This window comes from Streptococcus sp. SG1, assembly GCF_030439935.1.
Lineage (GTDB): Bacteria > Bacillota > Bacilli > Lactobacillales > Streptococcaceae > Streptococcus > Streptococcus gordonii.
Map to the genome: position 1 here is coordinate 60,201 of NZ_JAQFJC010000003.1, position 25,106 is coordinate 85,306.

The following is a 25,106-nucleotide window of genomic DNA, read 5'->3' on the forward strand; positions in this document are numbered from 1 at the left end:
GACTCCTTTCTCTTTATTCCTCACCATTAATTTTCTTGCCCAAGTACATGGATGTCAACATAGTGAAAACATAAGCCTGAACGCAAGAAATGAAAACAGAAAAGGCTGTCCATACTAAGTTTAATCCGAATGCTAGTGGATAGTAAAATACTGCTTGATGAGAAAGAGTGACCAGCAAACCAGACAAGACTTCCCCTGCAAAGATATTTCCGTAAATCCGCAAGGCTAAAGAAGCAAAGTTGGTAAACTCTTCCAAGATATTCATTGGCGTCATAAAGCCCGGTGTCACAAAAGCTTTTAAGTATTTTTTAAAGCCCCGACGACGAATGCCTTCCACATGACAAATCAAAGTAATTAAGAAAGACATGCTAAGGTCAAAAGCAATATTGGCTGTCGGTGATGTCCACAGGTTTTCACCGCTAGTTGTTTGCAGTTTTGCCATGAGACCAAGGTTATTGGCCACCACCAGAAATAAGAAAAGCGAAAATAAGAAGAGCGAATAGTTCTTCATATATCTATTTCCGATATTTCCCTTGGTAAAGTCAATCACAAAATCGTAGAGATATTCTAAGGCATTTTGTTTTCCCGACGGCTTGAGGGTCATCTTGCGGCTCGCCCAATAAACGAAGGCAAAAACCAAAAGAACAGCTAAAAGCGACATAGCAAGCAGAGTTAAATTAAAGGTCACAGGACCTAACTGAATGGTTGGATTTACACTTTCTTCCAACGAACTCCACCTCCTTTTCTAAGGATAACTTTCTTCTATCTGAGCAAGAATGACATTGCAAGGGTTATAAAGAAAGTCCCTTCAATAAAGGCAACACCCAAAATCATCAAAGTTCTTAATTGTCCAATAATCTCTGGCTGACGAGCGGCTGATTTGAAAAGATTACTCATAAGCATTCCTTCTGCAATCGAAACACCCATACAGGCCAAACAAAGTCCTAAAAATGTTAAATTCATGATGAATTCTCCTTTTGTGTTTTTAAAATTACTTCCTTAGTTTAGTCCTAAAAAACTGTTTTGTCAAATGTTTTTATACATTGTAAGCGATTTTAATTTATTACCCTTTTATTCATTAAATATAGTAAATAAAAACCGCTATGTTTCGCTATTTCTTTCTCTTTTTTCCCGAAAGATGGCTTTTAAATAGGACAAAAGTGCTAAAACTGTTCTTCTTTGTCAAATCAACAATAATAAATTGATAACTGCTGCTAAATTTCTTTATTTAGGTTAGCGGTAGAAAAATCGAAATCTCCGTAGGCATTTTAAAATATGAAAAGAATACTTCCCCAGCAAATGCCACAAAGATAGCCTACTAGCACATCCTTTGGATAGTGCACTCCGCCAATCACGCGCACTATGGCAAGCCCTGACGAAAGCAAGAGGCAGAGGAGCCCCGGTAGCCAGAAAAAGTATAGCAAGCACATGGAAATCACTGTCGCCGAAAAGACATGGCGGCTGGGCATGGACTTGCCTGATGTATCCTTATCCAGCAAAGGCTGAATAGCCCATTTTTCGTAAGGGCGTGCTTGATTCAGTCGTTTGCGAATAGCTGACAACAGAGCAAATCCAATAGCTGGTAGGAGTATAAAAGCAAGCAATTCTTTCCACCCTTTATTTAGATAGGCACTAAGCAGGACAAATCCATAGACTAAGGGCATGAAAATTGTCATCGTCCGATTAAAATAAGCAAATCCCTTCACCCATTGAGGTCGACTACGAAAGGGAGCCGTTAATTGTTGATAGAAAATTGTGTAGTCTTTCAAACCTTATCACCGTTTTTCAAATAAGTTAAGCTCATATGTTCTTTCTAATTTCGGTTTTAATTTTGACGTTTTAAAATGCGATCCCAGTTGAATACCAAAAGAGACTAAGCACAAAGTCTCAATCTCTTAATATTCATAATTGTCAAAGAATACTACTTCTCTAAGTTCCAGATTTCCTTAGCATATTGCTCAATGGTATCATCTGAGGTAAACTTGTCAGATGTAGCGATGTTGATCAAGCTCATGCGAGCCCATTTTTCTTTGTCACGATAGAGAGCATCAATCTTCTCTTGAGCTTCCACGTAGGCATGGAAGTCTTCCAAGAGGAAGTATTCGTCGTTGTGGGTGATGAGGGCTTCGTAGATTTCAGAGCCTTCTTCACGAACATTTGGAATCGTTCCATTGACAAAGGTGTCGACCACCCGACGAATGTCTGGATTGCTTTCATAGACACCGCGTGAGTAGTAATCGTGGCGGGCATAGTGCTCGTAAACTTGGTCCTTGTCCATTCCAAAGATGACAATATTGTCATCACCGACCTCGTCCTTGATTTCAATATTGGCCCCGTCCAGAGTAGCTAGGGTAATGGCACCTGTCATCATGAACTTCATATTGGAAGTACCAGAAGCTTCCTTGGAAGCCAGAGAAATCTGCTCAGACACATCTGCTGCTGGAATGATGAGCTCAGCCAGGCTGACCCGGTAGTTTTCTAAGAAGACAACCTTGAGTTTGCTTTGCAGGCTTTCATCCTTGTTGACCAGATTGGCCACTTCATTGATCAGTTTGATAACAGACTTGGCAAAGTGGTAGCCCGGAGCAGCCTTAGCACCAAAGATAAAGACACGTGGCACCATATCCTTGTCAGGATTGTCCTTGAGGTCCCAGTAGAGCTTGATGATATGAAGCAAGTTAAGAAGCTGACGCTTGTAGGCGTGGAGGCGTTTCACCTGTACATCAAAGATAGCATCTGTAGAGACCTCTACTCCTGTTGATTCCTTGATGAAGTCGGCTAGACGAGCCTTGGCTTCTTGCTTCACTCGGTAGAAATCACCTAGAACTTGCTGATTGTCCTTGAATTCCAAAAGCTTACGCAGCTCATGGATATCACGTCTCCAGCCCTTACCAATTAGCTTATCAATCTCAGCTGATAAAGGCTCATCCGCAATCTGCAACCAGCGACGTTGGATAATTCCATTTGTTTTGTTGTTAAATTTCTCTGGATAGATAGCATAAAAGTCACGCAAGGTATCTTCTTTGAGCAATTCAGTATGGAGTTTGGCAACCCCGTTTACCGAATGGCCACCAATGATCGCCAAATGAGCCATGTGGATTTGATTGTCTTTGACGATCCGAGTATTTTCAATGATTTGCGGAGCAATCCCCCGACTAGCCATTTCCGTCACATAGCGGTTATCAATTTCCAAGATAATTTGATAGACCCGAGGCAGGACATTCTTAAAGAGTTCAGCATCCCATTTTTCCAAAGCTTCAGATAAAATAGTGTGGTTGGTATAACTCATAGTCTTAACCGTTGCATTCCAAGCATCTGCCCATTCAAGACCATATTCATCCATCAAAAGACGCATAAATTCAGCTGGTGCAACAGCTGGATGGGTATCGTTGATATGGACAGAAACCTTCTCATGAATATCCTTGAGCGGACGACCTTGCTTGAGGTAGGATTTGATAATTGTCTGCAAACCTGCACTGGTCATAAAGTATTCCTGAATCAAACGCAGTTCTTTACCTTCATGACTAGAATCATCTGGATAGAGAATAGCTGTTATATCCTGCACACGGCGACGAGCTTCGATCGTCGGATAGTCCAACTCATATTCTTCTGGAATCTCAACATCCCAAAGTCGCAGGTTATTGACATTGTCATTGCCAAAACCAATCTGAGGCACATCATAAGGCACCGCACGCAAGGTTTTAGAATTCTCATAAACTGGTACAATTCTTCCTTCTTCGTTAGCACGAAGATAAACATTACCAAAAATTTTAACGTCTACAATATCATGATCCTTTCGAGTCTCCCAGACATTCCCCAGTCTTCCAAACCAGTCATCGGGAATTTCAACCTGGTATCCATCTACAATCCGTTGTTTGAAGAGGCCATAGCGATAGCGAATCCCATTTCCAAAACCAGGATAGCCCGTTGTAGCAAGAGAATCCATAAAGGCAGCAGCCAAACGACCGAGACCACCATTTCCAAGAGCCATGTCATGCTCAGCATTTTTTACAGCTGTAAAATCCACGCCCATTTCTGCAAAACCATCTTTGACAGTATCAAGGATCCCAAGATTGAGTAGGTTAGTTTCTAACATACGACCCGGTAAAAACTCAATAGAGAAGTAATAAGCTGTTTTTTGGCGGTGTTCGACCAACTTTTTACGACGTTCCAACCATAGTGGAGTAATATACTTACGGACAGTATTAGCTAGAGCTTGGAAGAGTTCTCTCGGCGTTGCATCAGCTACTTTTATTAATTGTCTTTCATGTAAAATATCCTTAAAATCTCGGATAAATTGCTCTTTTGTCAGTTCCATTGTGGACGATAATCTCCCTTTCTTGATAGCGGGAAACAGTTTTTTAATGTAGAAATACTTTTTTCAATCAAGATGGGAAACACTCGCTTCAGCTACCGGCTAAAAACAAAGCTCCAAAACAGCATGATAATATATAAAAAAGTAATTCTCACGGAAATCCTCCCTTGTCCCAAGGTCAAGAGAGGATTTGCTTATACTGATTCCAAAGTAAATGTTATAGAAGTGATTGGTACAAATCACTATACGCCAAACTAGCCGTGTCCCAAGAAAAATCTCTTTCCATGGCCTGTTCTTGCATGGATTTCCATGCCTCCTTATCGTGGGTATAGAGGTTAAGAGCTTCTTTAAAAGTCCAGCTCAACCAATAACCAGAAAAATTATTAAAACTAAATCCAGTTCCTTGACCTGTATAAACATTATAAGGTTCTACTGTATCGCGCAGACCGCCAACTTCATGTACCAAAGGCAAGGTTCCATAACGCATAGCCATCATTTGAGATAGACCACAAGGTTCGAAGCGACTAGGCATCAGGAAAATATCACTGGCAGCATAAATCTCTTGAGCTAATCCCACATCAAAGAGAATGTTAGCCGAAAGCTTGTCTGGATAAGCTTGACCAAACCATGCAAAGGCTTGCTCAAATGCTGAATCACCTGTACCCAAAAGGACGATTTGTACATCTTGCTGAAGAAAATTATGCAACTCTTCAACCACTAGGTCAAAACCTTTCTGACGAGTCAGACGCGATACAATCCCAACAAGTGGAACATCGTCTCTAACAGGCAAGCCTACACGTTCCTGTAAAGCTCTCTTATTTTCTAGTTTACCAGATAAGTCAGATTTGTCAAAGTGATGGGCTAGCAATGGATCTGTTTCAGGATTGTAAATCTCTGTATCAATACCATTAACAATACCCACTAGCTTACCAGATTCCATCCGCAGAATCTGATCCAAATTGCAACCAAATTCTGGAGTCCGAATTTCACCAGCATAGCTAGGAGATACAGTGGTCACTCTGTCTGCGTAGAGAATACCAGCCTTCATCCAGTTGAGGCAGTCATTCCAGCGAAGGGTTCCGTCTGCATAGCGCTCATAGCCTACTCCGAAGAGCTCCCAGAGCATACTGTCCGGGAATTGACCTTGGAACTCCAAATTATGGATGGTCAAGACGGTTTTGATATTCTGATATGCTTGAATCCAGCGATATTTTTCCTTAACCAAGAAAGGAATCATCGCAGTATGGTAATCGTGAACGTGGAGGACATCTGGAATGAAATCAATCCGCTCCATCAACTCAACAGCTGCTAGTTGGAAGTAGGCAAAACGTTCCCCATCATCAAAGTCCCCATAAACATGGCCTCGGAAGAAATAATGCTGATTATCAATGAAATAGAAGGACACACCGTTCAAGACCAGGCGCTTAACCCCGACATACTGACGTCGCCAACCAACACTGATCTCAAAGTAGAAGAGATCCTCTACTTGATTGCCGAATTTAGCATCCGTCATATCATAATAAGGAAGAATAACACCAACTTGGTGACCATGTTTAACAAGTGATTTTGGGAGAGCGCCTATAACGTCCCCCAAACCACCTGTCTTCGAAAATGGTGCTCCTTCTGCTGCTACAAATAAAATCTTCATCGAATTATGTCCTCTGTTACTTTTTGACCTTTTTTAACAACAATTGGATTATCTTCTGTTCCACGTATTACAACACCTTCTGCAACCTCAACACCCTTGTCAAGAATGGCATATTCAACTGTTGCATTTGCACCAATTTCAGCCCGAGGAAATAGAATACTATTTTTCACTTGACTACCAGCTTTGATATTTGTATTACGTGAGATCACTGAATTAACAACCTCACCCTCGACAATACTTCCAGACGCAAATTGGGCGCGAGACACCTTTGAAGAAGGAGCATAATAGGTAGGTTCCTCATTCTTAACTTTGGTATATATTTTTTGATTTGGACTAAAGAGTGAATAGAATTTTTTGCTTTCTAACATATCGAGGTTAGCCTGATAGTATGTTTCTACAGAGTGGATATTGGCCAAATAGCCAGTATATTCATAGGCAAAAGCCCCTTCTTCAACCGCCAAATCACGTAGGACATAGCGTAGTTTTTGAGGATGTTCTTTCTTAGCCTCTTCCTCCAACTTTTCAATTAACCATGGAGTATCCACAACAAAGATATCCGTAGACATATTGAAGAGTTCTGCATCTTCCCGCTCATCAAAGAGCTTATGACCTCTGACGTGGTCTGTTTCATCAATATTTAAAACAGAGTTTACTTCAGAAATATTTTCTTTATGCAGTTTCTTATAAACAACTGTGATCGGTTGCTGCGTTGTATTGTGTAAGTGGAAAACCTGATTGAGATCTATATTAATCAAAATATCACAGTTGAGAGCAACAGTTTGGTTAGAACCAGAACGTTTGAGATAAGTTAAGAGCTGATCATAGTATTCCTCACCGACTGTAGAGCTTTCTACACGAGTATTGTAGATTCCCAAATAGTAGTGACTGAGGAGAGTAGATAGCCCCCATTCACGACCTGAACGGATATGGTCAAATACTGAGCTAATGTTGTCCTGTTGGAAGATACCAAAGACGCTACGAATTCCTGCGTTAGCCAGACTTGAAAGAGGGAAGTCGATCAAGCGGTATTTTCCACCAAACGGAAGGCTGGCCACTGGACGATGATCCGTCAAAGTAGACATATCGTGGAACCCGACAGTATTTCCTAAAATCGCTGAATATTTATCAATCTTCATCTTTTGGTACCCCCACTTTCTCGTTGTATCCGACAACAAATACTTCCTCTGTGCCATCTATTTCTACACCTTCTGCAATAATGGCACCTTCTCCGATAATAGCCCGCTTAATCTTAGCACCCTGACCAATAATAGCACCACTCATGATGACAGAGTCCTCAATAACAGCACCCTTTCTAACTTGAGCCCCAGTAGAAAGAATGGAGTGTTTAACAGTCCCATCAACTAAGCAACCATCAACAACCAGAGAATCTTCTACTTTGGCATTTTCACTGAGGAAGTTTGGCGGAGAAATCAAGTTACGAGAATAAATCTTCCAGCGACGGTTACGGCTATCCAAAGCATTTTCTGGATTAATATATTCCATATTAGCCTCCCAGAGAGACTCAACCGTACCAACGTCTTTCCAATAGCCTTCAAAATCATAAGCATAAACACTTTCGCCAGATTCTAAGTAGTTAGGGATAACATTTTTACCGAAGTCGGACATATCCACATTGCTCTTTTCAGCCGCCACCAGCATATTGCGCAGACGTTGCCAATCAAAGATATAAATTCCCATAGAAGCCTTAGTTGACTTAGGATTTTCTGGTTTTTCTTCAAATTCAACAATCCGATTATTAGCATCTGTATTCATGATACCAAAACGGCTGGCTTCTTTGAGAGGCACATCCAGTACAGCTACTGTCAAGCTGGCATTATTGTCCTTGTGAGACTGGAGCATTTCATCATAATCCATCTTGTAGATATGGTCCCCAGATAAGATCAAGACATATTCTGGATTGATACTGTCAATGTAATCAATATTTTGGAATATTGCATGACTAGTTCCTTCAAACCAGCGATTTCCTTCACTAGCAGAATAAGGCTGAAGAATGGACACCCCTGTATTAATGCCATCTAATCCCCAGCTGGACCCATTTCCAATATGGCTATTCAAAGCCAACGGCTGGTATTGAGTAATGACACCGACATTGTGAATGCCGGAATTAGCACAGTTAGACAGGGCAAAGTCAATAATACGATATCGTCCACCAAACTGTACTGCAGGTTTTGCAATACTCTGTGTAAGCTTTCCAAGACGTGTTCCTTGCCCACCGGCAAGAATCAAAGCTAGCATTTCATTCTTCATAGACTACTCCTTGCTAAGGTTCGAGTGCATTAAACATCAAAAACAGGAAATGTGTTGACGGAACGGTACTCCAAGGAAGACTTATACCTTACAGCATCCGAACTTATGGCTCATTTCATTTCGCAAATTGCGTATTTTTCTCCGATATTTTAATACAAGTTCAATTACAACAAATGGGATAACCCTATTTTTTATTTTTAGTCGACTTTGATTTAATACGACGCTTAATCTTCCAGATGCTGGCTCCAAGAGCTGGCAGTGTGAAGGTCAAGGTCTGCGGATAATCCTTCCAAAGTCCTTCTTGAGACTGAACTGTTTCGTTATGTTCCTTCCAAACACCTCCCCATTCTTCTAATTCAGTGTTCCATACTTCTTCATAAATGGCTTCCACTGGAACACCAATGGTAAAGTTCTTCCGCTCTACCGGCGCCATATTGAATACACAAACTAACATATCTCCTTTTTCAGTCTTACGAATAAAGGAGAGGACACTTTGATCAACATTATCTGCATCTATGATTTCGATGCCATCATAGCTCAGATCAATCTCCCAAAGCGGACGATTGTCTTTATAGAAGGCATTGAGTGCAGCAGTAAAGCCCTGCATCTTCTTGTTCATCTGATCGTCCAGATTAGACCACTCAAGTTGCTCTTCTGACTTCCATTCTAAGAACTGACCAAATTCTGATCCCATAAAGAGCAATTTCTTGCCCGGATGGCAGATTTGGTAGGTCAGCAAGTTGCGGAGCCCTGCAAATTGATTGTAACGGTCGCCCCACATCTTGTGCATGAGACTCTTCTTGCCATGAACCACTTCATCATGCGAGAATGGCAGTAGGAAGTTTTCAGAGAATACGTACATAAAGCTAAAGGTTACCAGATTAAAATCGTACTTACGATAAATCGGATCTTCCTCGTAGAAACGAAGAATATCATTCATCCAGCCCATATTCCACTTGTAGTCAAAACCTAGACCACCCAGCTCTCTCATCCCCGTAATCTTGGTGCCTGAGGAACTTTCCTCAGCAATCATCATAACATCAGGATGGGCTAACTTGATAACTGTATTAAGGCGTTGCAGGAAGTAATACCCTTCATAGTTGCGATTGCCTCCATCTTTGTTTGGTTGCCAAGGTCCGCTATCATAGTCTAGATAGAGCATATTGCTGACAGCATCAACCCGAATCCCGTCCAGATGATAGAAATCAATCCAGAATTTAATGCTGGAAATCAAGAAAGACTGAACCTGATTCTTGCCCAAATCAAAGTTGAGAGCACCCCAACCATAGTTATGAGCCCGATCGTGGTCCTGATACTCGAAAGTCGGTGTGCCATCATAGTAGGCTAAAGCATCATCATTAATAGTGAAGTGACCTGGTACCCAGTCTACAATAACCCCGATATTGTTTAAGTGGCATTCTTCGACGAAGTCTTGAAATTCCTCAGGCGTACCATAGGTATGCTCAAAAGCGAAGTAACCCATAAGCTGATAACCCCAGCTAAGTCCTAGCGGGTGAGCCATAAGTGGCATGAATTCCACATGCGTATAGTTCATTTCCACCAGATAAGGAATCAAGTCTTCTTTTAACTGGGCAAAGCTATACGGACTGCCATCTTCATTACGTTTCCATGAACCAGCATGCACTTCATAGATATTGACAGGTCGTGAGAAGAAACCCCAGCGTTTCCGACGGGCTAGCCAGAGACCATCTTTCCATTTCTTTTCAGGAATCGTACGGATAACTGCTCCAGTTCCAGGTCGCTCTTCCAAATATACAGCCAGTGGATCAATTTTCAAAATTTCTTGACCACTGCTACGTTTGACATTGTACTTGTAAATATCCCCTTCCTTGGGTAGATCTGTAAATACCTCCCAGACCCCTGCTTCATTACGTGCCATAGGAATCTGATTTTCATACCAATTAGTGAAATCACCAATCAAATGAACACTCTGAGCATTGGGAGCCCAAACACGGAAAGAGTAGCCAACCTTACCATCTACTTCTTCCTGATGTGCTCCTAGATAGTGTTGCAAATGAAAGTTTTCACCAGTTGTAAAGGTTCTTAATGCTTCGTTTTTGTCCATGCAATCACCTCTTTGTAAGCGTTTTCTATGTTTCTATTTTATCTTAATTTCGACATTTTTTCAAGTAAATTTCATAAATATTGGCAAATTTTTCCAAAAACCGAACGATTGACCTCTCTCCGTTTTCTTATATACCAATTTCCTGTTGATTCATTTTCATCCATATATAAGTCGCTATTTTGACGAACGAAATTTAAAGAAAGAACCATTTTGAAAATGGTTCTAAAAAAGAGCGGTTTCCCGCTCTATAAAATTAATTAATCAAAGTCCAGATATTCTTTTTCAAGCTTCAAGACTTCTTCCAACGTTGCACATTCTGTCAATGCACGTTGAGCCAATTCTTCCATCTTCTTAGTATCTAACTTCTTCATGAGGCTACGAGTCCGAAGAACAGATGTCGCACTCATAGAGAACTCATCCAAGCCCATACCAACAAGCAATGGTACAGCTGTTTGATCACCAGCCATTTCTCCACACATACCTGCCCACTTACCTTCAGCATGAGCTGCCTTGATAACATTGTTAATCAAGCGAAGGATAGATGGGTTATAAGGTTGGTAGAGGTAAGAAACTTGTTCATTCATCCGGTCTGCTGCCATAGTGTACTGAATCAAGTCATTGGTACCAATAGAGAAGAAGTCAACTTCTTTAGCAAATTGATCCGCTAGCATAGCTGCAGCTGGAATTTCAATCATGATACCTACTTGAATGTTGTCCGCTACAGCAACACCTTCAGCCTGCAACTTAGCCTTTTCTTCTTCGTAAACCGCTTTAGCTTTACGGAATTCTGTCAGAAGAGCTACCATTGGGAACATGATGCGCAATTGTCCATGTACAGAAGCACGCAAGAGAGCGCGAATTTGTGTACGGAACATTGCATTACCAGTTTCAGAGATAGAGATACGCAAAGCACGGAAGCCAAGGAATGGGTTCATTTCATGTGGCATATCGAAGTAAGGAAGTTCCTTATCTCCACCAATATCCATCGTACGAACAACCACTGGTTTTCCGTTCATTCCTTCAAGAACAGCTTTGTATGCTTCATACTGCTCATCTTCTGTTGGGAAATCTTGTGAATCCATATAGAGGAACTCAGTACGGTAAAGACCAACAGCTTCTGCACCATTTGCATTTACACCTTCAACGTCTTTTGGTGTACCAATGTTAGCCGCCAACTCGAAGTGTTTGCCATCTGCAGTTACAGTTTCGGCATCCTTAAGCAATTCCCATTCAGCCTTTTGTTTTGCATAAGCTTCACCAGCTGCTTTGAAGTCTGAAATTTGATCTTCAGTTGGGTTGATAATCACTTCACCAGTGATACCATTAGCTGCAATGATGTCCCCGTCTTTTACCAATTCTGTAATATTATTAGTACCGAGAACAGCAGCAATTTCAAGCGTACGAGCCATGATTGCTGAGTGACTAGTCCGTCCACCGATATTTGTTACAAAAGCCTTAACAAAGTTTTTATCAAGCTGTGCTGTATCAGATGGAGTCAAGTCATGTGCAATGACAACCACTTCCTCATTAATAGAAGCTGGGTTTGGCAATTTTTTACCCAAAAGGTTTGCAAGAACACGTTTTGTAACGTCACGGATATCCGCTGCACGTTCCTGCATGTACGGATTGTCTTCCATACCTTCAAAAATTGTGATAAACATATCCGTTACTTCTTTAAGTCCCGCTTCAGCGTTCACTTTTTTCGTACGGATTGTTTCTTTAATCTGACCAACCATTTCAGGGTCAGAGAGAACCATTAAGTGAGCATCAAATACTTGGGCTGCTTCTTCACCAAGGCTACCTACTGCCTTCTCGCGGATAATAGAAAGCTCGTTCTGTGAAGCTTCAAGAGCTGCATCCAAACGAGCCTCTTCTGCATTCGTATCTTCGACTGAAACAGTCTCAAATGACAAATCCGGTTGGACTAATAGATATGCCTTAGCAACAGCAACACCATCAGATGCCGCAATTCCTTTAAGCATTTCTGTCATATTATGCCAATCCTTCTTTTTCCATTGTTTCTGCAATTGCTGCAAGTGCGTCGTCAGCGTCTGCACCTTCAGCAGAGATAACTACGTCTGCACCTTGACCAACACCAAGGCTCATTACGCCCATGATTGATTTTAAGTTTACTGATTTACCTTTGTATTCAAGAGTGATATCTGAAGCAAATTTACTTGCAGTTTGAACCAACAAAGTTGCTGGACGAGCGTGAATACCTGTTTCTGCCACAATGTGGAAATCTTTAGAAGCCATAATTAGACTCTCCTTTAAATAATTCTTTTTTAGGATATTTTGATAACCCTTACAATTTCTGATTATATCATTTTTTGAAATCTTTTTCAAGAATCAGTATTAGTTTTTTCAAATTTCAACAGCATTTTTCAATCTAAAATCTTATCTGACACCTTATTTTACAAGATCTATCTAGCTATGTCTCCAGCTAACTTTTTATTTGAGAATCGTTAGTACAATTTTCAAAAATATTAGAAAAGAATTTTATTACCTATGTAAAAACCTTGATATATCAATCTTTAAGATGCTTTCTCTCTTTTTTCTTTCCTTGCAAAACACCATATCTTGTATTCTACACTGTGTTATAATAAAATATAACACAATATTTAGTCTAATCCATTGACAAGATTTTTTCTTTGAGATATACTAAGAAAGAATTAAATTTTTAATAAACAGGAGTTCCTTTTATGGTAACGATTTACTCAAAAAATAATTGTGTTCAATGCAAAATGACCAAACGATTCTTGGATACAAATCATGTGGAATATAGAGAAATTAATCTTGACGAACAACCAGAATACATCGAGCACGTCAAAAACCTAGGCTTCAATGCTGCTCCGGTTATCCAAACAGCAACTGATGCATTCTCTGGTTTCCAACCAAATAAATTAAAACAACTATCATAAGAATAGCAAGACAAAAAGAAGGAGGAGCTTCTATAGTATATAGGAGCACTTTCTTTTGCAGAAAAAAATATAAAGGAAACGATTATGGGTTTAAAACACTTAGAAGACGTTACTTACTTCCGTCTTAATAATGAAATTAACCGTCCTGTCAACGGTCAAATCATGCTTCATAAAGACCAAGAAGCATTGGAAGCTTTCTTTAAAGAAAACGTTGAGCCGAATACTAAACAATTTTCTTCAATTACAGAAAAAATTAATTATTTAATGGAAGAAAACTATCTAGAAAAAGAATTTATCCAGCTTTATTCTCCTGAGTACATCGAAGAGCTGGCTGCTTTTATCCATGCACAAGATTTCAAGTTTAAATCTTTCATGGCGGCCTACAAATTCTACAACCAGTATGCACTAAAGACAAATGATGGTGAATACTATCTGGAAGGCATGGAAGAGCGTGTTCTCTTTAACGCCCTATACTTTGCCAAGGGAGACGAAGCCATTGCTAAGGATATTGCCAATGAAATCATCCACCAACGCTATCAACCAGCTACACCAAGCTTCCTTAATGCAGGTCGAGCTCGTCGCGGTGAATTGGTATCTTGCTTCCTCATCCAAGTAACAGATGATATGAACTCAATCGGTCGCTCTATCAACTCTGCCCTTCAACTATCTCGTATCGGAGGCGGAGTCGGTATTTCCCTCAGCAATCTGCGGGAAGCTGGAGCACCTATCAAGGGTTATGAAGGAGCTGCGTCTGGCGTTGTGCCTGTTATGAAACTCTTTGAAGACAGCTTCTCCTACTCTAACCAGCTGGGACAACGTCAGGGAGCTGGAGTTGTTTATCTCAACGTCTTCCACCCAGATATCATCGCTTTCCTTTCAACTAAGAAAGAAAATGCTGACGAAAAAGTTCGGGTTAAAACCCTCTCACTCGGTGTTGTCATTCCAGATAAATTCTACGAATTAGCTCGTAAAAATGAAGAAATGTATCTCTTCAGCCCATATTCTGTTGAACGCGAGTACGGAGTGCCATTTGCCTACCTTGACATCACTGAAAAATATGATGAATTGGTCGCTAATCCAAATATCACTAAAACCAAGATCAAGGCTCGTGATTTGGAAACAGAAATTTCTAAACTCCAACAAGAATCTGGCTATCCTTATGTCGTAAACATCGATACAGCTAATCGTTCAAATCCAATTGACGGTAAAATCATCATGAGTAACCTTTGCTCTGAAATCCTGCAAGTGCAAGAACCTAGTCTTTTAAATGATGCACAAGAGTATCTTCACTTGGGAACAGATGTATCATGTAACTTAGGTTCTACCAACGTTGTGAACATGATGACTTCTCCTGACTTTGGAAAATCCATCCGGACTATGACTCGCGCTCTTACTTTCGTTACTGATAGTTCACACATCACAGCTGTGCCTTCTATCGATCACGGAAATAGCCTAGCTCATACTTTTGGTTTAGGTGCTATGGGGCTACACAGTTATTTAGCTCAGCAGTTGATCGATTACGGATCAGCGGAAGCTGTAGAGTTCACCAGCATCTACTTCATGCTCATGAACTACTGGACTTTGGTTGAGTCTAATAATATCGCTCGCGAGCGTGGCGTGACCTTCCATAACTTTGAAAAATCTGACTATGCTAGCGGAACTTACTTTGACAAATACCTGACAGGTGAATTTGTACCTAAGTCTGACCGTGTCAAAGAACTCTTCGCAGGCATCTTTATCCCGTCTGCAGAGGATTGGGCTGAGTTGCGCGACAAGGTCAAGGCTGATGGTCTCTACCACCAAAACCGCCTAGCTGTTGCACCAAATGGCTCTATCAGCTACATCAATGACGTTTCTGCTTCAATTCACCCAATCACTCAACGGATCGAAGAACGTCAAGAAAAGAAAATTGGTAAGATCTACTATCCTGCTGCTGGTCTGTCAACTGAGACTATCCCTTACTACACCAGCGCTTATGACATGGACATGCGCAAGGTTATCGATGTTTACGCAGCTGCAACCGAGCATGTGGACCAAGGTCTTTCTCTGACTCTCTTTATGCGCAGCGATATTCCTAAAGGTCTCTACGAGTGGAAAAAAGAAAGCAAGCAAACAACTCGTGACCTTTCTATCCTGCGTAACTACGCCTTCAACAAGGGTATCAAATCCATCTACTACGTCCGCACCTTCACTGACGATGGTGGCGAAGTAGGTGCCAACCAATGTGAAAGCTGTGTGATCTAGTTTTTCTCTAGGAATCAGTCATCTCGTTTTTACTTACTGACTTGATTACCATCATCAGCTAGCAACTCAAAAGTCGGTTCGCCGACTTTTTGTTCGATCCCCTTATAAAATTGTGATAAAATAATAATGATTCTTTATCACATCACAACACATAGAAAGAGATTTCAAATGGAAACTTACTACAAAGCCATTAACTGGAACGCTATTGAAGATGTTATCGATAAGTCCACCTGGGAAAAACTGACCGAGCAATTCTGGCTAGATACGCGGATTCCCCTATCCAATGACTTGGATGACTGGAGAAAGCTGTCTCACAAGGAAAAGGACTTGGTAGGCAAGGTTTTCGGTGGTCTGACCCTTTTGGATACCCTCCAGTCTGAATCTGGTGTAGATGCCCTGCGTAAGGACGTCCGTACAGCCCACGAAGAAGCTGTCTTCAACAACATCCAATTTATGGAGTCCGTTCACGCCAAGTCTTACTCTTCTATCTTTTCTACGCTTAACACCAAGTCAGAAATCGATGAAATCTTTGCTTGGACCAATACAAACCCTTACTTGCAAAAGAAAGCTGAAATCATCAATGAGATATACTTAAATGGTACAGCTTTAGAAAAGAAAGTAGCCAGCGTTTTCTTGGAAACCTTCCTCTTTTACTCTGGTTTCTTCACTCCACTTTACTATCTGGGTAATAATAAACTGGCTAACGTCGCTGAGATTATCAAGCTAATCATCCGTGACGAATCTGTCCACGGAACCTACATCGGCTACAAGTTCCAGCTAGGTTTTAACGAACTGCCAGAAGACGAGCAAGAAAAACTCAAAGAATGGATGTATGACCTACTCTACACCCTCTATGAAAATGAAGAAGGCTATACTGAAACACTTTATGATGAAGTTGGCTGGACAGAGGAAGTCAAGACCTTCCTACGCTACAATGCCAATAAGGCCTTGATGAATCTAGGCCAAGACCCTCTCTTCCCAGATACAGCTGATGATGTAAACCCTATTGTAATGAACGGTATCTCTACGGGTACTTCTAACCACGACTTCTTCTCCCAAGTGGGTAACGGCTACCTGCTGGGCGAAGTTGAAGCCATGCAAGATGACGACTACAATTACGGTTTATAAGATTATGAACCAAATAAAAACATATTTCATACGTTATAAAGTATGAAATATGGCGATTATAATTACGCTTTATAAAACAAAGAACCCCTCTTTCCAACGAAGGAAAGAGGGGTTTTGTAATCTAAACTAGCAAGGAGAACAGATAAAGCAAACATCATCTAGCTTTTCTGATTTTCCCAAAACATTTAGTAATAAACATTCAAGTGGGATGGTAAGACACGAATCGTCACTGGCAGTTGGTCTCCCTCATCTCCGTCAACGTTGACGCTGAGCTCTGCGTTTGCATCAGCCAACTCAACTGTGATTTCCTTAAAGGTTAGATACTCGATATTATCACTTTTCTCACCATTGCCCGAAATCAAATCTGGCACAGAAACCAAGGTGTCAAAGAGATTTTTATCCTTAAGATACAAGAGGTGAAGCAAGCCGTCATTGACAGTGGCTTCAGGAAGAATACTCTCGAAACCTCCGATTGAGTTGGTAGAGCCAATCAAGAGTGTACTGCTCTTTATCGTGCGCTCCTCTCCATCAATCTTCAAGTAAAATTCGTAAAAACTAGTATCCATCAACTGCTTGAAACCAGAGATAAAGTAGGCAAACTTGCCCCACTTGGTCTTGTCTTCAGAATCTACATTGTTGATCGACTCTGGAATGGTTCCAATGGCAACCACATTCATAAAGTATTGGTCATTAATCTTGCCGATATCAAGCGGCTTGACTTTGTTGATATCCAGATTTTGGATGGCTTCTTCAGCGTCTAGAGGAATGCCGAGAGCACGCGCCAAGTCATTGACCGTACCAAGTGGAAAGAAACCAAAGGTCGGACGATAGTCTAGTTCAGCCAGACCACTGATCCCTTCATTGACTGTTCCATCGCCGCCCATGACAAAGACGCTATCATAATGGTCTTCTGCGGCTTGCTTAGCAAAAGCTGTTGCGTCTCCGCCTTTTTCAGTATGCTTGACTACTACCTCATTGAAACATTCTGCCAGCTTTTCTCTTGCCAAGTCTTCATAGGACTTGGCTTTTTCGCCTCCCGAGCTAGGGTTGACAATTAATAGGACTTTGGACATAAGGAAACCTCTTTTCGTTTGATAGCTCATTATACCATCCGGAAAACACTTTCACAACTATTTGAAACTGCTAGCTTTCGAAAGATCAGAAAAGTAGTTTGGTATTTAAACTCTATTCCAAAGAAAACACTTCTACCGTTAGACTTTTCTGCCTAACTTTAGAAGTGCTGTCTTATATTTCGTTATTCTATTAAAAGAAGACAAAGAGAACAAAGGCAATTAGGTTATTAGCCATATGCAAAGCAATCGCATAACGTAAATCTTTTCTACATAAATAGCCTAAGGCAAAGATAACTCCCATAATAAAATACGTTAGAAATTGGCCTGGGGTTGCTGGCCTATGAAGTAGAGAAAATAAAGTAGAGGAGGCAAGAATATAGAGTAACTTTCGTAAGGAAGTCACTTGTTTTGAGAAAAAAAACTTAGCCATAAAACCTCGAGTCAGTAGCTCTTCAACAATCGGAGCAAGGAAAACAACAAAAATAAAAGCAAATGCAGGCTGATAGGCAATCAGCATTTCTACATTATTTTGATTTTCCGACGGATTCGTGGGCATTAATTCTTGGAAAATTATAAAAGCAATCAAAAGAATGACCGGTAGCCAAACAGAAGAGATTATCCTTGTTTTTTTCACCTCTAATTTTAAATCATGCTGATACCATTTCCACAAAGGAATAATATATAAAGCCGATAAGAATAAAAGGATCGGAAGAGCAATATATTGAGAGGTTCCCATCATCAGAGATTCTAGGACACTAGAAATGATGCTTGAAAAAATAACAAAATAAGACAATATAACTAATGAATAAAGCCCTAAATGGGCAAGGAATGTTTTGATGTTCTTTGTATTCTTCATATTTCTAATCCTTTCGATAAATATTAAGACCAACTTCGGTATCTTCAACAAGAATTTCTTCCTTCTGACTAATGAGGACATAAGACATATAAAAATCACCGATACAAGAGGCTGCATGAATGCCAGCCAGAGCAATGTAGGAAGGGCTGGATAGCCATTCAAGTTCACAACAGACTGTTAAAAAGAGACTGATCAAAACAAAGGGTGCCAGAGCAATGATCAACATCTTACCCCTGCTATAAAAACTCCCAGGGCTAGTCGCGTAGGCCATACCGTTTTTAAAACCAAATTTGACCTTCGTTTTTGCATCACCAAAGATCTTGAAGAAAAAGCCATGGATCAACTCATGCACAACCAGCAAGACGAACAAGTATAAAAAGTCTGTAAAGACGAACAGTCCCTCGTCTTCTTCTAGTAATTCAAGTGCTATCCAAGCAAAGAAAAAGAAAAAAGGGAGAATTAATAAAAGAGCTCCTATATTGAGCCAAAGGTTCGTTTTCTTATCCGTTAAAAGATCAATCTTTCGCAATAATTTCATAGTCAATCCTTTCTTCTTTTATTTATAGTACTTTTTAACCATAGGATAGAACATGACATTGATATAAATGAAAATAATGGTCAGTACAATATAAGCTGAAACAACATTCATCGGAGTCAGTAAGCCGACCAAAAACATAAGAATATAAAGGCCAGGAATAACCCATTGATTTAGATTAAAAAGGATTAAAAGACTCTGTTCATAGTGAGCTTGAAGCTCTCCCTCGTCAAAGGAAAAAGCAAATTTCTTCATTTCCTCAACAGTAGGTGCTATCGATAGTTTATATTTTCGGATTTTCTGTGTCGTCTTGAGCAATACTATTTGGGCAATTACAAGGGCTAGAAGAATAACTCCATCATATAGATTAATCCAAAACACCGCACCAGCTTCTAATAATGGAAAAACATAGTTTACACCAACAAATAAGGTAAATAAAGTCAAAGCAGAGGTGACATTATATAAGATTGTCACAGATTCTAACGTTTTAAAGGTTTGACGATAAAGTTCATACTCCTTATCTTCATCCTCTTCTTTCTCCATAGATTGATGATATTTATTTGCTTGGTATATAAAATAAAAAGTAAAAGGATAGAGGATGGTTAAACATACACGTCCTATATTTTGTAGTAGTCCTACATTCAAAAAACTTGGCCAAGATATGTGTTCAATGCGTCCAGCAAAGAAACCAATCACTCCTCCAATGATTATGGCTAGAATTAAGAAAATTACATTCCTTATTATTCTCTTTTTCGTTGTCATGATTTTCCTTTCCTATCTCTCAATTTAGAGCCTACACTAGACTTACAGCTAGCTTTTCTTTTATGGCTTATTCTTTTATCTAGGATAGATGCTAGAGTGAGATAAAACACAACAGCCCATTCTAACCTCAGGGGCAATTCTATTTGAAGTAGCCCTGCATCTTTTAAAACATAAGACAAGACATAAACAATAAACAAAGATAAAAGCAAAAGTTGACTATTATTTTTAAGTTGTTTCATTCTTCCTCGATTCTAAAAACGTTCTCGACAGTTTCTCCAAAAATATGAGCAATTTTCAAGGCAATGATGATAGAGGGAGTGTACTCGCCTCGTTCCAAGAGACTGATAGTCTGTCTGGATACTTCTGCTCTCCTTGCTAACTCTGTCTGATTGAGGCCATCTCGTGCTCGCAACTCCTTGAGACGATTCTTTAATTTCATGAAATTTCCTCTCAATTCTCCAGCAATTCAACAGACCGAATATCTTCAATGCGCATAAGCTTCGTTTTTTTCTGGCCTTTTTTATCTGTTTTACTAAGCTTAACCCAGTCTTCATCCACATCCACTACAAGCCAATCATTTGTCCCAATCAATTCACTTGTAATCACCGGTTTCTTTCCAATCATCTCTTTTAAAAATCGTGACATTGTTTTCTCTCCTTTTCTATTTCTTTCTAAAGACTTTATCCGTCCCTGCATCCGTTTTAACTTATTGGAAGAATCAATCCCAAAGATAAAAACCATAAAAGTCATCGGAAGCAAGAACCATAAGAATGCATTCATAAGCGTCCCTCCATTTCCTGTTCAAAAATATTGTAACAGATTCTTTTCTTTTTGACAAGTATATTTGTCAAAAAAATAATGATTATTGTCATAAATACTATTATCATAGACAAATAAGGATCCAGCTCAAACTGAATCCTTTTCCTTTATTCATCTAATTCTGAAAATACTTCTTTTAAAACAGCAATCCCCTGCTGAATTTCCTCCCTGCTGATAGTCAAAGGTGGCAGGAGACGGATAACATTCTCTCCGGCGGTCAGGATAATCAAGCCTTTCTGACGAGCAGCTTCAACAATCTTTGACAGACTGGCGCTTGTCTCAATCCCAATCATCATGCCCAGACCGCGAACAGCAGAAATCTTTGGATGGTCCTGAAAAGCAAGCTGCAACTGCTCCAGTAAGATGGCACTCTTAGACCTGACTTCTTCCATAAAGCCCGCCTCTTTCATGATATGCAAGGTCTCCAAGGCAGCTGCCATGGCTAATTTATTGCCACCAAAGGTAGAACCATGACTGCCAGGTCCAAAAGCGGGAGCCAAGCTGGATTTTCCTAATAGAGCGCCTACGGGCAGGCCATTGGCCAGACCCTTAGCCAGTGTCACAATATCCGGTATAATCCCATAATGCTCAAAGGAATAAAGCTGACCAGTGCGCCCCATACCTGTCTGGACCTCATCAACAATCAGCAAAATCCCCTCTTGTTGACAGACATCAGCCAAGTCTTTGACAAAAGCTGCTTCTGCTGGACGAACCCCTGATTCTCCTTGGACCAATTCCAACATGACAGCTGCCGTATCCTGATTGACCAACTTTTCTACGCTGGCAAGATCATTGTAAACCGCATAGCTGAAATGGGGCACCCCATCACCAAATCCTTCCTTAATCTTATCCTGTCCTGTTGCGGCCATAGCACCAAAGGTCCGACCGTGAAAGGATTGCTGAAAGGTGATAAAGCCTTGCTTGCCAGTAGCCTTACGAGCTAGCTTAATAGCTGCTTCATTGGCTTCCGCTCCGCTATTACAGAAAAATGCCAAATAATCATAAGAACCTGCCAGTTCCTGAGACACCTGCTCTTGCAGGGAGCTAAGATAAAGATTGGGGCTGTGCCAGATGCGCCCTGCTTGCTGGATCAAAGCCTGCTGAACCTGCGGGTGAAAGCCAAGATTGGTTACGCCAATCCCCGATGAAAAGTCCAAATAAACCTTTCCCTCACTGTCAATCAGATAGGAGCCCTCTGCTTTAACAAACTCAATAGGCGCTCGCTTGTAGTTTTCAAATAAATAAGTCATAATTATCCCTCTGCTATCAAGGTGCCCGTCAAAAGATTATCGCCAATCAGAACCTGCCCGACACCGGAAAGCACAGTCTGAACAGCACTCTCAATCTTGGGAATCATGCCACCCTTGATGACACCTGTCTGAATCTTCTTGGAAACCTGACTGGTCAGAAGTTGAGGCAGCACTTTTTTATCCTCTAAAACCCCTTCTATATCTGTCATCAGAATCAGCTTCTCTGCCTGTAAACTGCTGGCAACAGCTGCTGCCAGATAGTCTGCATTGATATTTAAGAGCTCGCCAGTTGCATTTTGTCCTAGCGAAGCCAACACTGGGACGATGTCCTCAGCCAGCAGCAGCTCTAGATAAGCAGTTTGAATCGCCGTCACCTGACCGACATAGCCATAGAGATCTTTATCGATAAAATCTGCCGAAACTGTCTTTCCCAAATGTGAAACCAGCTGAAGACTTTCAATATCTGAATCGTTCAGTTCTTGAGTCAGTGTCCGGCCGACTTGACCCAACAAGGCCTGCTCAATGATGGGTAAGTCAGACTTGGCTGTCACCCGCAACCCCTTAACCTTGCGAGTTGGTAGCTGACGCTCTTTCATGAGTTGGTTTATTACCAGACCGCCCCCGTGAACGACCACGATTTTCTTACCAGCTGCTATCCATTCTTGCATCTGCTTGATAAACTTATCAGACAGCTTTTGCGCAGCAACACCACCAATTTTTATAACAATCACATCTTTCATTGCATTTCTCCTTAGGTTCTATAGAGGGCATTGATTTTCACATAATCATAGGATAGATCGCAACCCCAGGCCTGAGCTTCAGCATCCCCATCGTGCAGGTCAATGGTCAAGATCAGTAGCTCCCCAGCCATGGCATCACTAGTCTCCTCAGGATTAAATGCCACAGGGGTAGAGGCCTGCATAACTGGAATCCCCGCAATCCAAATATCAATATTGTCCACTGAGACATCTGCTCTCGCATAGCCGATAGCTGCTAAGATACGTCCCCAATTGGGATCTTGGCCAAAAATAGCTGTTTTGACCAAGCTAGAGCCAACAACACTCTTTGCAATCATACGCCCGCTCTGTTCATCCTTGGCATGCCGAACATTGACTTCAATCAGCTTGGTCGCTCCTTCGCCATCCTTGGCAATTTTCTTAGCCAAGTCAGCCATAAGATAGCGGAGCATCTTAGAAAACTTTTCAAATTCTTCCGTATCTGGCAGGATTTCTTCATTTTGCCGGCAGCCGTTAGCCATGACTAGCACCATATCATTGGTCGATGTATCTCCATCCACCGTGATTTGGTTGAAAGTCGTCTCAACATGCTGGCTGAGAGCCGCTTGCAGGGTTGCGCTAGAAATATTAGCGTCACAAGTGATAAAGGCCAGCATGGTCGCCATATTCGGATGAATCATGCCCGATCCCTTAGCCACTCCTGCCATAGTCACCAGGTCAGTTCCAAACTCTTCTGTGACTACACAGGTCTTAGTACAAGTATCCGTCGTCAAGATAGCCTCAGCAAAATCTTCTGCCTTGCCACTCACCAGAATCTGTGACAGGCCATTTTTCAGAGCATCCATTGGAAGCTGCTCGCCGATGACTCCTGTAGAAGCCAGACCTACCAAGTCGGGCTCAATCTTCAGCTTTTGAGCAGTCAATCGCTGCATCTCATAGGCAGCGTCCAGTCCCTGCTGGCCTGTACAGGAATTGGCAACACCAGAATTAACCACTATTGCCTGCAATTTCTGGCTCTTTTGGATTGATGCTTTGGTCACTAGAAGCGGAGCAGCGATAACCTTATTAGTCGTATAAACTCCTGCCACACTAGCCGGTACTTCTGATACAATCCAACCAAAATCCAACTTCTTTTTCTTAAAGCCAGCGTGCAAACCGTCAGCCGAAAATCCTAACGGACTGGCAATCGTTCCATCAATAATCTTCATAACTAACCCTTTCTCATCTAGACATAGGACGGTTGACTGAGCAAGCCATCTGTTTCAGGAAAACCCAGCATTAGATTCATATTTTGAATCGCCTGACCAGCAGCCCCCTTAATCAGATTATCCAGCACAGCCACTACAGTTAAAATATTTGTCACAGGGTTATAGTCAAAACCAATATCTGTATAATTAGTACCGACAACTTGGTGCAAATTTGGCAGAGAAGCTTGGATACGAACAAAAGGTTTGTCCTGATAGCATTCTTGGTAAATAGCAGTCAGTTCTTCTCGAGTCAAAGGTTCTTTCAACTTGCTGTAAACCGTCGCTACAATGCCACGATTGACAGGAATGAGGGATGTTGAAAACTGAATCTGCTGCAATCCCTCATCAAAACGCTGTAACTGCTGTACAATCTCAGGAATATGCTGATGCTGATTCAGCTTGTAAGTCACATAGTTGTCGTGCACATGAACAAAATGGCTGGATGCAGCTGGATTTTTTCCCGCCCCTGTCAAACCGCTCTTGGCATCGACAATAATGGAGTCCAGCTCAATAGCCTGAGCCTGCAACAAGGGAATCAAGGCCAACTCTGTAGCCGTCGCATAACATCCGGGATTGGCAATAAATCGCTTCCCTTTGACATCTGTAAACTCAGACAGTCCATAAATAAACTTTTTTTGAACATGGTCTTCAGCTGGCTCTTTCTGATACCATTTTTTATAAATATTCCCTGATAAACGATGATCGCCGGATAGGTCAATGACTGGAAATCCTGCTTCAACAAAGTCTTTTGACAAATCTTTAGCCACTCCACTTGACGTTGCAAAGAAAACAAAATCTGCTCGTCGCATTATTTCCTGACTGTCAAAAGCTTCTATTTTCAAGCCGCAAATCCCCTTCAAATGAGGATAAAGCTCTGACACAGGAGATTCCATATCTCGGCTGGCATGAAGGGAAACGACCTCCACCTGCGGATGTTGCAGTAAAATACGGAGGAGTTCCATTCCTGAGTAACCAGTAATTCCTACAATCGAAATTCGCATATTTTTAAAAAACCTCCGTATAAATATGCGTTTTATTTTACGTATATTTCTCCACTTTGTCAAGTATTTTTTGTATTTTTATGCAATATTTTTTGAAGATAGCATTAATGATTTGAAAGAACATGCTTGATTGCTTGCCTAAAAGTGGCTTATTTGCTTCTCATATAGAGAAGTGATGAAGCTGAGAGCACGGAAAAAGACCTACCCAAATGGATA

At 41.0% G+C, this 25,106-nt stretch carries 24 protein-coding genes; 3 read left to right on the forward strand and 21 right to left on the reverse strand.

Annotation, left to right across the window (positions count from 1 at the left end):
* Nucleotides 1–13: 13 nt before the first annotated feature.
* The 10 genes from atpB to PCY06_RS03320 form a co-directional block, all read right to left on the reverse strand.
* A complete protein-coding gene (atpB, locus tag PCY06_RS03275) occupies nucleotides 14–727 on the reverse strand; it encodes a F0F1 ATP synthase subunit A (protein ID WP_111723959.1) in 714 nt (237 codons plus the stop codon).
* A 35-nt stretch (nucleotides 728–762) separates the two neighbouring features.
* On the reverse strand, nucleotides 763–963 hold the full coding sequence (locus PCY06_RS03280; RefSeq protein WP_008809483.1) for a F0F1 ATP synthase subunit C: 201 nt from the start codon (nucleotides 961–963) through the stop codon (nucleotides 763–765).
* Between the two features lie 305 nt (nucleotides 964–1,268).
* Nucleotides 1,269–1,769 carry a phosphatase PAP2 family protein gene (locus PCY06_RS03285; RefSeq protein WP_082307471.1) on the reverse strand — a complete coding sequence of 167 codons (501 nt, stop codon included), beginning with the start codon at nucleotides 1,767–1,769 and terminating at the stop codon, nucleotides 1,269–1,271.
* A gap of 152 nt (nucleotides 1,770–1,921) precedes the next feature.
* Nucleotides 1,922–4,318 (reverse strand): glycogen/starch/alpha-glucan phosphorylase, encoded by a 2,397-nt coding sequence (locus PCY06_RS03290; protein ID WP_301387062.1) that lies wholly within the window; start codon nucleotides 4,316–4,318, stop codon nucleotides 1,922–1,924.
* 214 nt (nucleotides 4,319–4,532) lie between these two features.
* Nucleotides 4,533–5,963 (reverse strand): glycogen synthase GlgA, encoded by a 1,431-nt coding sequence (glgA, locus tag PCY06_RS03295; RefSeq protein WP_061583056.1) that lies wholly within the window; start codon nucleotides 5,961–5,963, stop codon nucleotides 4,533–4,535.
* Nucleotides 5,960–7,099: a glucose-1-phosphate adenylyltransferase subunit GlgD gene (gene glgD / locus PCY06_RS03300; RefSeq protein ID WP_061583057.1), complete on the reverse strand. Its 1,140-nt coding sequence runs from the start codon at nucleotides 7,097–7,099 to the stop codon at nucleotides 5,960–5,962. The genes glgA and glgD overlap by 4 nt, the downstream gene beginning before the upstream one ends.
* Nucleotides 7,089–8,231, reverse strand: coding sequence for a glucose-1-phosphate adenylyltransferase (locus tag PCY06_RS03305; RefSeq protein WP_082307469.1), 1,143 nt, complete (start codon nucleotides 8,229–8,231; stop codon nucleotides 7,089–7,091). Before PCY06_RS03305 ends, glgD begins: the two co-directional genes overlap by 11 nt.
* Before the next feature lie 184 nt (nucleotides 8,232–8,415).
* A complete protein-coding gene (glgB, locus tag PCY06_RS03310; protein WP_048774959.1) occupies nucleotides 8,416–10,317 on the reverse strand; it encodes a 1,4-alpha-glucan branching protein GlgB in 1,902 nt (633 codons plus the stop codon).
* Nucleotides 10,318–10,574: 257 nt separating this feature from the next.
* Nucleotides 10,575–12,308 carry a phosphoenolpyruvate--protein phosphotransferase gene (gene ptsP, locus PCY06_RS03315; protein WP_045635112.1) on the reverse strand — a complete coding sequence of 578 codons (1,734 nt, stop codon included), beginning with the start codon at nucleotides 12,306–12,308 and terminating at the stop codon, nucleotides 10,575–10,577.
* Between the two features lies 1 nt (nucleotide 12,309).
* Nucleotides 12,310–12,573, reverse strand: a complete 264-nt coding sequence (locus PCY06_RS03320; RefSeq protein WP_006596636.1) for a phosphocarrier protein HPr — start codon at nucleotides 12,571–12,573, stop codon at nucleotides 12,310–12,312.
* Nucleotides 12,574–13,019: 446 nt separating this feature from the next.
* Between PCY06_RS03320 and nrdH the strand changes: the two genes are divergently transcribed.
* From nrdH to nrdF, 3 genes are all read left to right on the forward strand, one after another.
* On the forward strand, nucleotides 13,020–13,238 hold the full coding sequence (gene nrdH, locus PCY06_RS03325; RefSeq protein ID WP_045503882.1) for a glutaredoxin-like protein NrdH: 219 nt from the start codon (nucleotides 13,020–13,022) through the stop codon (nucleotides 13,236–13,238).
* Between the two features lie 84 nt (nucleotides 13,239–13,322).
* Nucleotides 13,323–15,482 carry a class 1b ribonucleoside-diphosphate reductase subunit alpha gene (gene nrdE, locus PCY06_RS03330; RefSeq protein ID WP_061585646.1) on the forward strand — a complete coding sequence of 720 codons (2,160 nt, stop codon included), beginning with the start codon at nucleotides 13,323–13,325 and terminating at the stop codon, nucleotides 15,480–15,482.
* Nucleotides 15,483–15,650: 168 nt separating this feature from the next.
* On the forward strand, nucleotides 15,651–16,610 hold the full coding sequence (gene nrdF / locus PCY06_RS03335) for a class 1b ribonucleoside-diphosphate reductase subunit beta (RefSeq protein WP_061585645.1): 960 nt from the start codon (nucleotides 15,651–15,653) through the stop codon (nucleotides 16,608–16,610).
* Nucleotides 16,611–16,795: 185 nt separating this feature from the next.
* Here the strand turns inward: nrdF and PCY06_RS03340 are convergent, their stop codons facing one another.
* The 11 genes from PCY06_RS03340 to argC all read right to left on the reverse strand — a co-directional run bounded on the left by PCY06_RS03340 (nucleotide 16,796) and on the right by argC (nucleotide 24,890).
* Nucleotides 16,796–17,713, reverse strand: coding sequence for a diacylglycerol kinase family protein (locus PCY06_RS03340; protein WP_061585644.1), 918 nt, complete (start codon nucleotides 17,711–17,713; stop codon nucleotides 16,796–16,798).
* 160 nt (nucleotides 17,714–17,873) lie between these two features.
* Nucleotides 17,874–18,539 (reverse strand): CPBP family intramembrane glutamic endopeptidase, encoded by a 666-nt coding sequence (locus PCY06_RS03345; protein ID WP_061585643.1) that lies wholly within the window; start codon nucleotides 18,537–18,539, stop codon nucleotides 17,874–17,876.
* Nucleotides 18,540–18,543: 4 nt separating this feature from the next.
* Nucleotides 18,544–19,077 (reverse strand): DUF3267 domain-containing protein, encoded by a 534-nt coding sequence (locus PCY06_RS03350; RefSeq protein ID WP_082307468.1) that lies wholly within the window; start codon nucleotides 19,075–19,077, stop codon nucleotides 18,544–18,546.
* 18 nt (nucleotides 19,078–19,095) lie between these two features.
* Nucleotides 19,096–19,836 carry a DUF3169 family protein gene (locus PCY06_RS03355; protein ID WP_045773146.1) on the reverse strand — a complete coding sequence of 247 codons (741 nt, stop codon included), beginning with the start codon at nucleotides 19,834–19,836 and terminating at the stop codon, nucleotides 19,096–19,098.
* Entirely contained in the window at nucleotides 19,833–20,075 is a 243-nt protein-coding gene (locus tag PCY06_RS03360) for a hypothetical protein (RefSeq protein ID WP_082307467.1), read from the reverse strand. The genes PCY06_RS03355 and PCY06_RS03360 overlap by 4 nt, the downstream gene beginning before the upstream one ends.
* A complete protein-coding gene (locus PCY06_RS03365; protein WP_008809497.1) occupies nucleotides 20,072–20,275 on the reverse strand; it encodes a helix-turn-helix transcriptional regulator in 204 nt (67 codons plus the stop codon). Before PCY06_RS03365 ends, PCY06_RS03360 begins: the two co-directional genes overlap by 4 nt.
* 11 nt (nucleotides 20,276–20,286) lie before the next feature.
* Nucleotides 20,287–20,616 carry a hypothetical protein gene (locus tag PCY06_RS03370; RefSeq protein ID WP_082307466.1) on the reverse strand — a complete coding sequence of 110 codons (330 nt, stop codon included), beginning with the start codon at nucleotides 20,614–20,616 and terminating at the stop codon, nucleotides 20,287–20,289.
* A gap of 146 nt (nucleotides 20,617–20,762) precedes the next feature.
* Entirely contained in the window at nucleotides 20,763–21,905 is a 1,143-nt protein-coding gene (locus PCY06_RS03375; protein ID WP_082307465.1) for an acetylornithine transaminase, read from the reverse strand.
* Nucleotides 21,906–21,907: 2 nt separating this feature from the next.
* The gene (gene argB, locus PCY06_RS03380) at nucleotides 21,908–22,645 is read right to left on the reverse strand and encodes an acetylglutamate kinase (protein ID WP_082307464.1); all 738 of its coding nucleotides are present in this window, start codon (nucleotides 22,643–22,645) and stop codon (nucleotides 21,908–21,910) included.
* A gap of 11 nt (nucleotides 22,646–22,656) precedes the next feature.
* Nucleotides 22,657–23,850 (reverse strand): bifunctional glutamate N-acetyltransferase/amino-acid acetyltransferase ArgJ, encoded by a 1,194-nt coding sequence (argJ, locus tag PCY06_RS03385; protein WP_082307463.1) that lies wholly within the window; start codon nucleotides 23,848–23,850, stop codon nucleotides 22,657–22,659.
* 17 nt (nucleotides 23,851–23,867) lie between these two features.
* Nucleotides 23,868–24,890: an N-acetyl-gamma-glutamyl-phosphate reductase gene (argC, locus tag PCY06_RS03390; RefSeq protein ID WP_061585635.1), complete on the reverse strand. Its 1,023-nt coding sequence runs from the start codon at nucleotides 24,888–24,890 to the stop codon at nucleotides 23,868–23,870.
* Nucleotides 24,891–25,106: the final 216 nt, after the last annotated feature.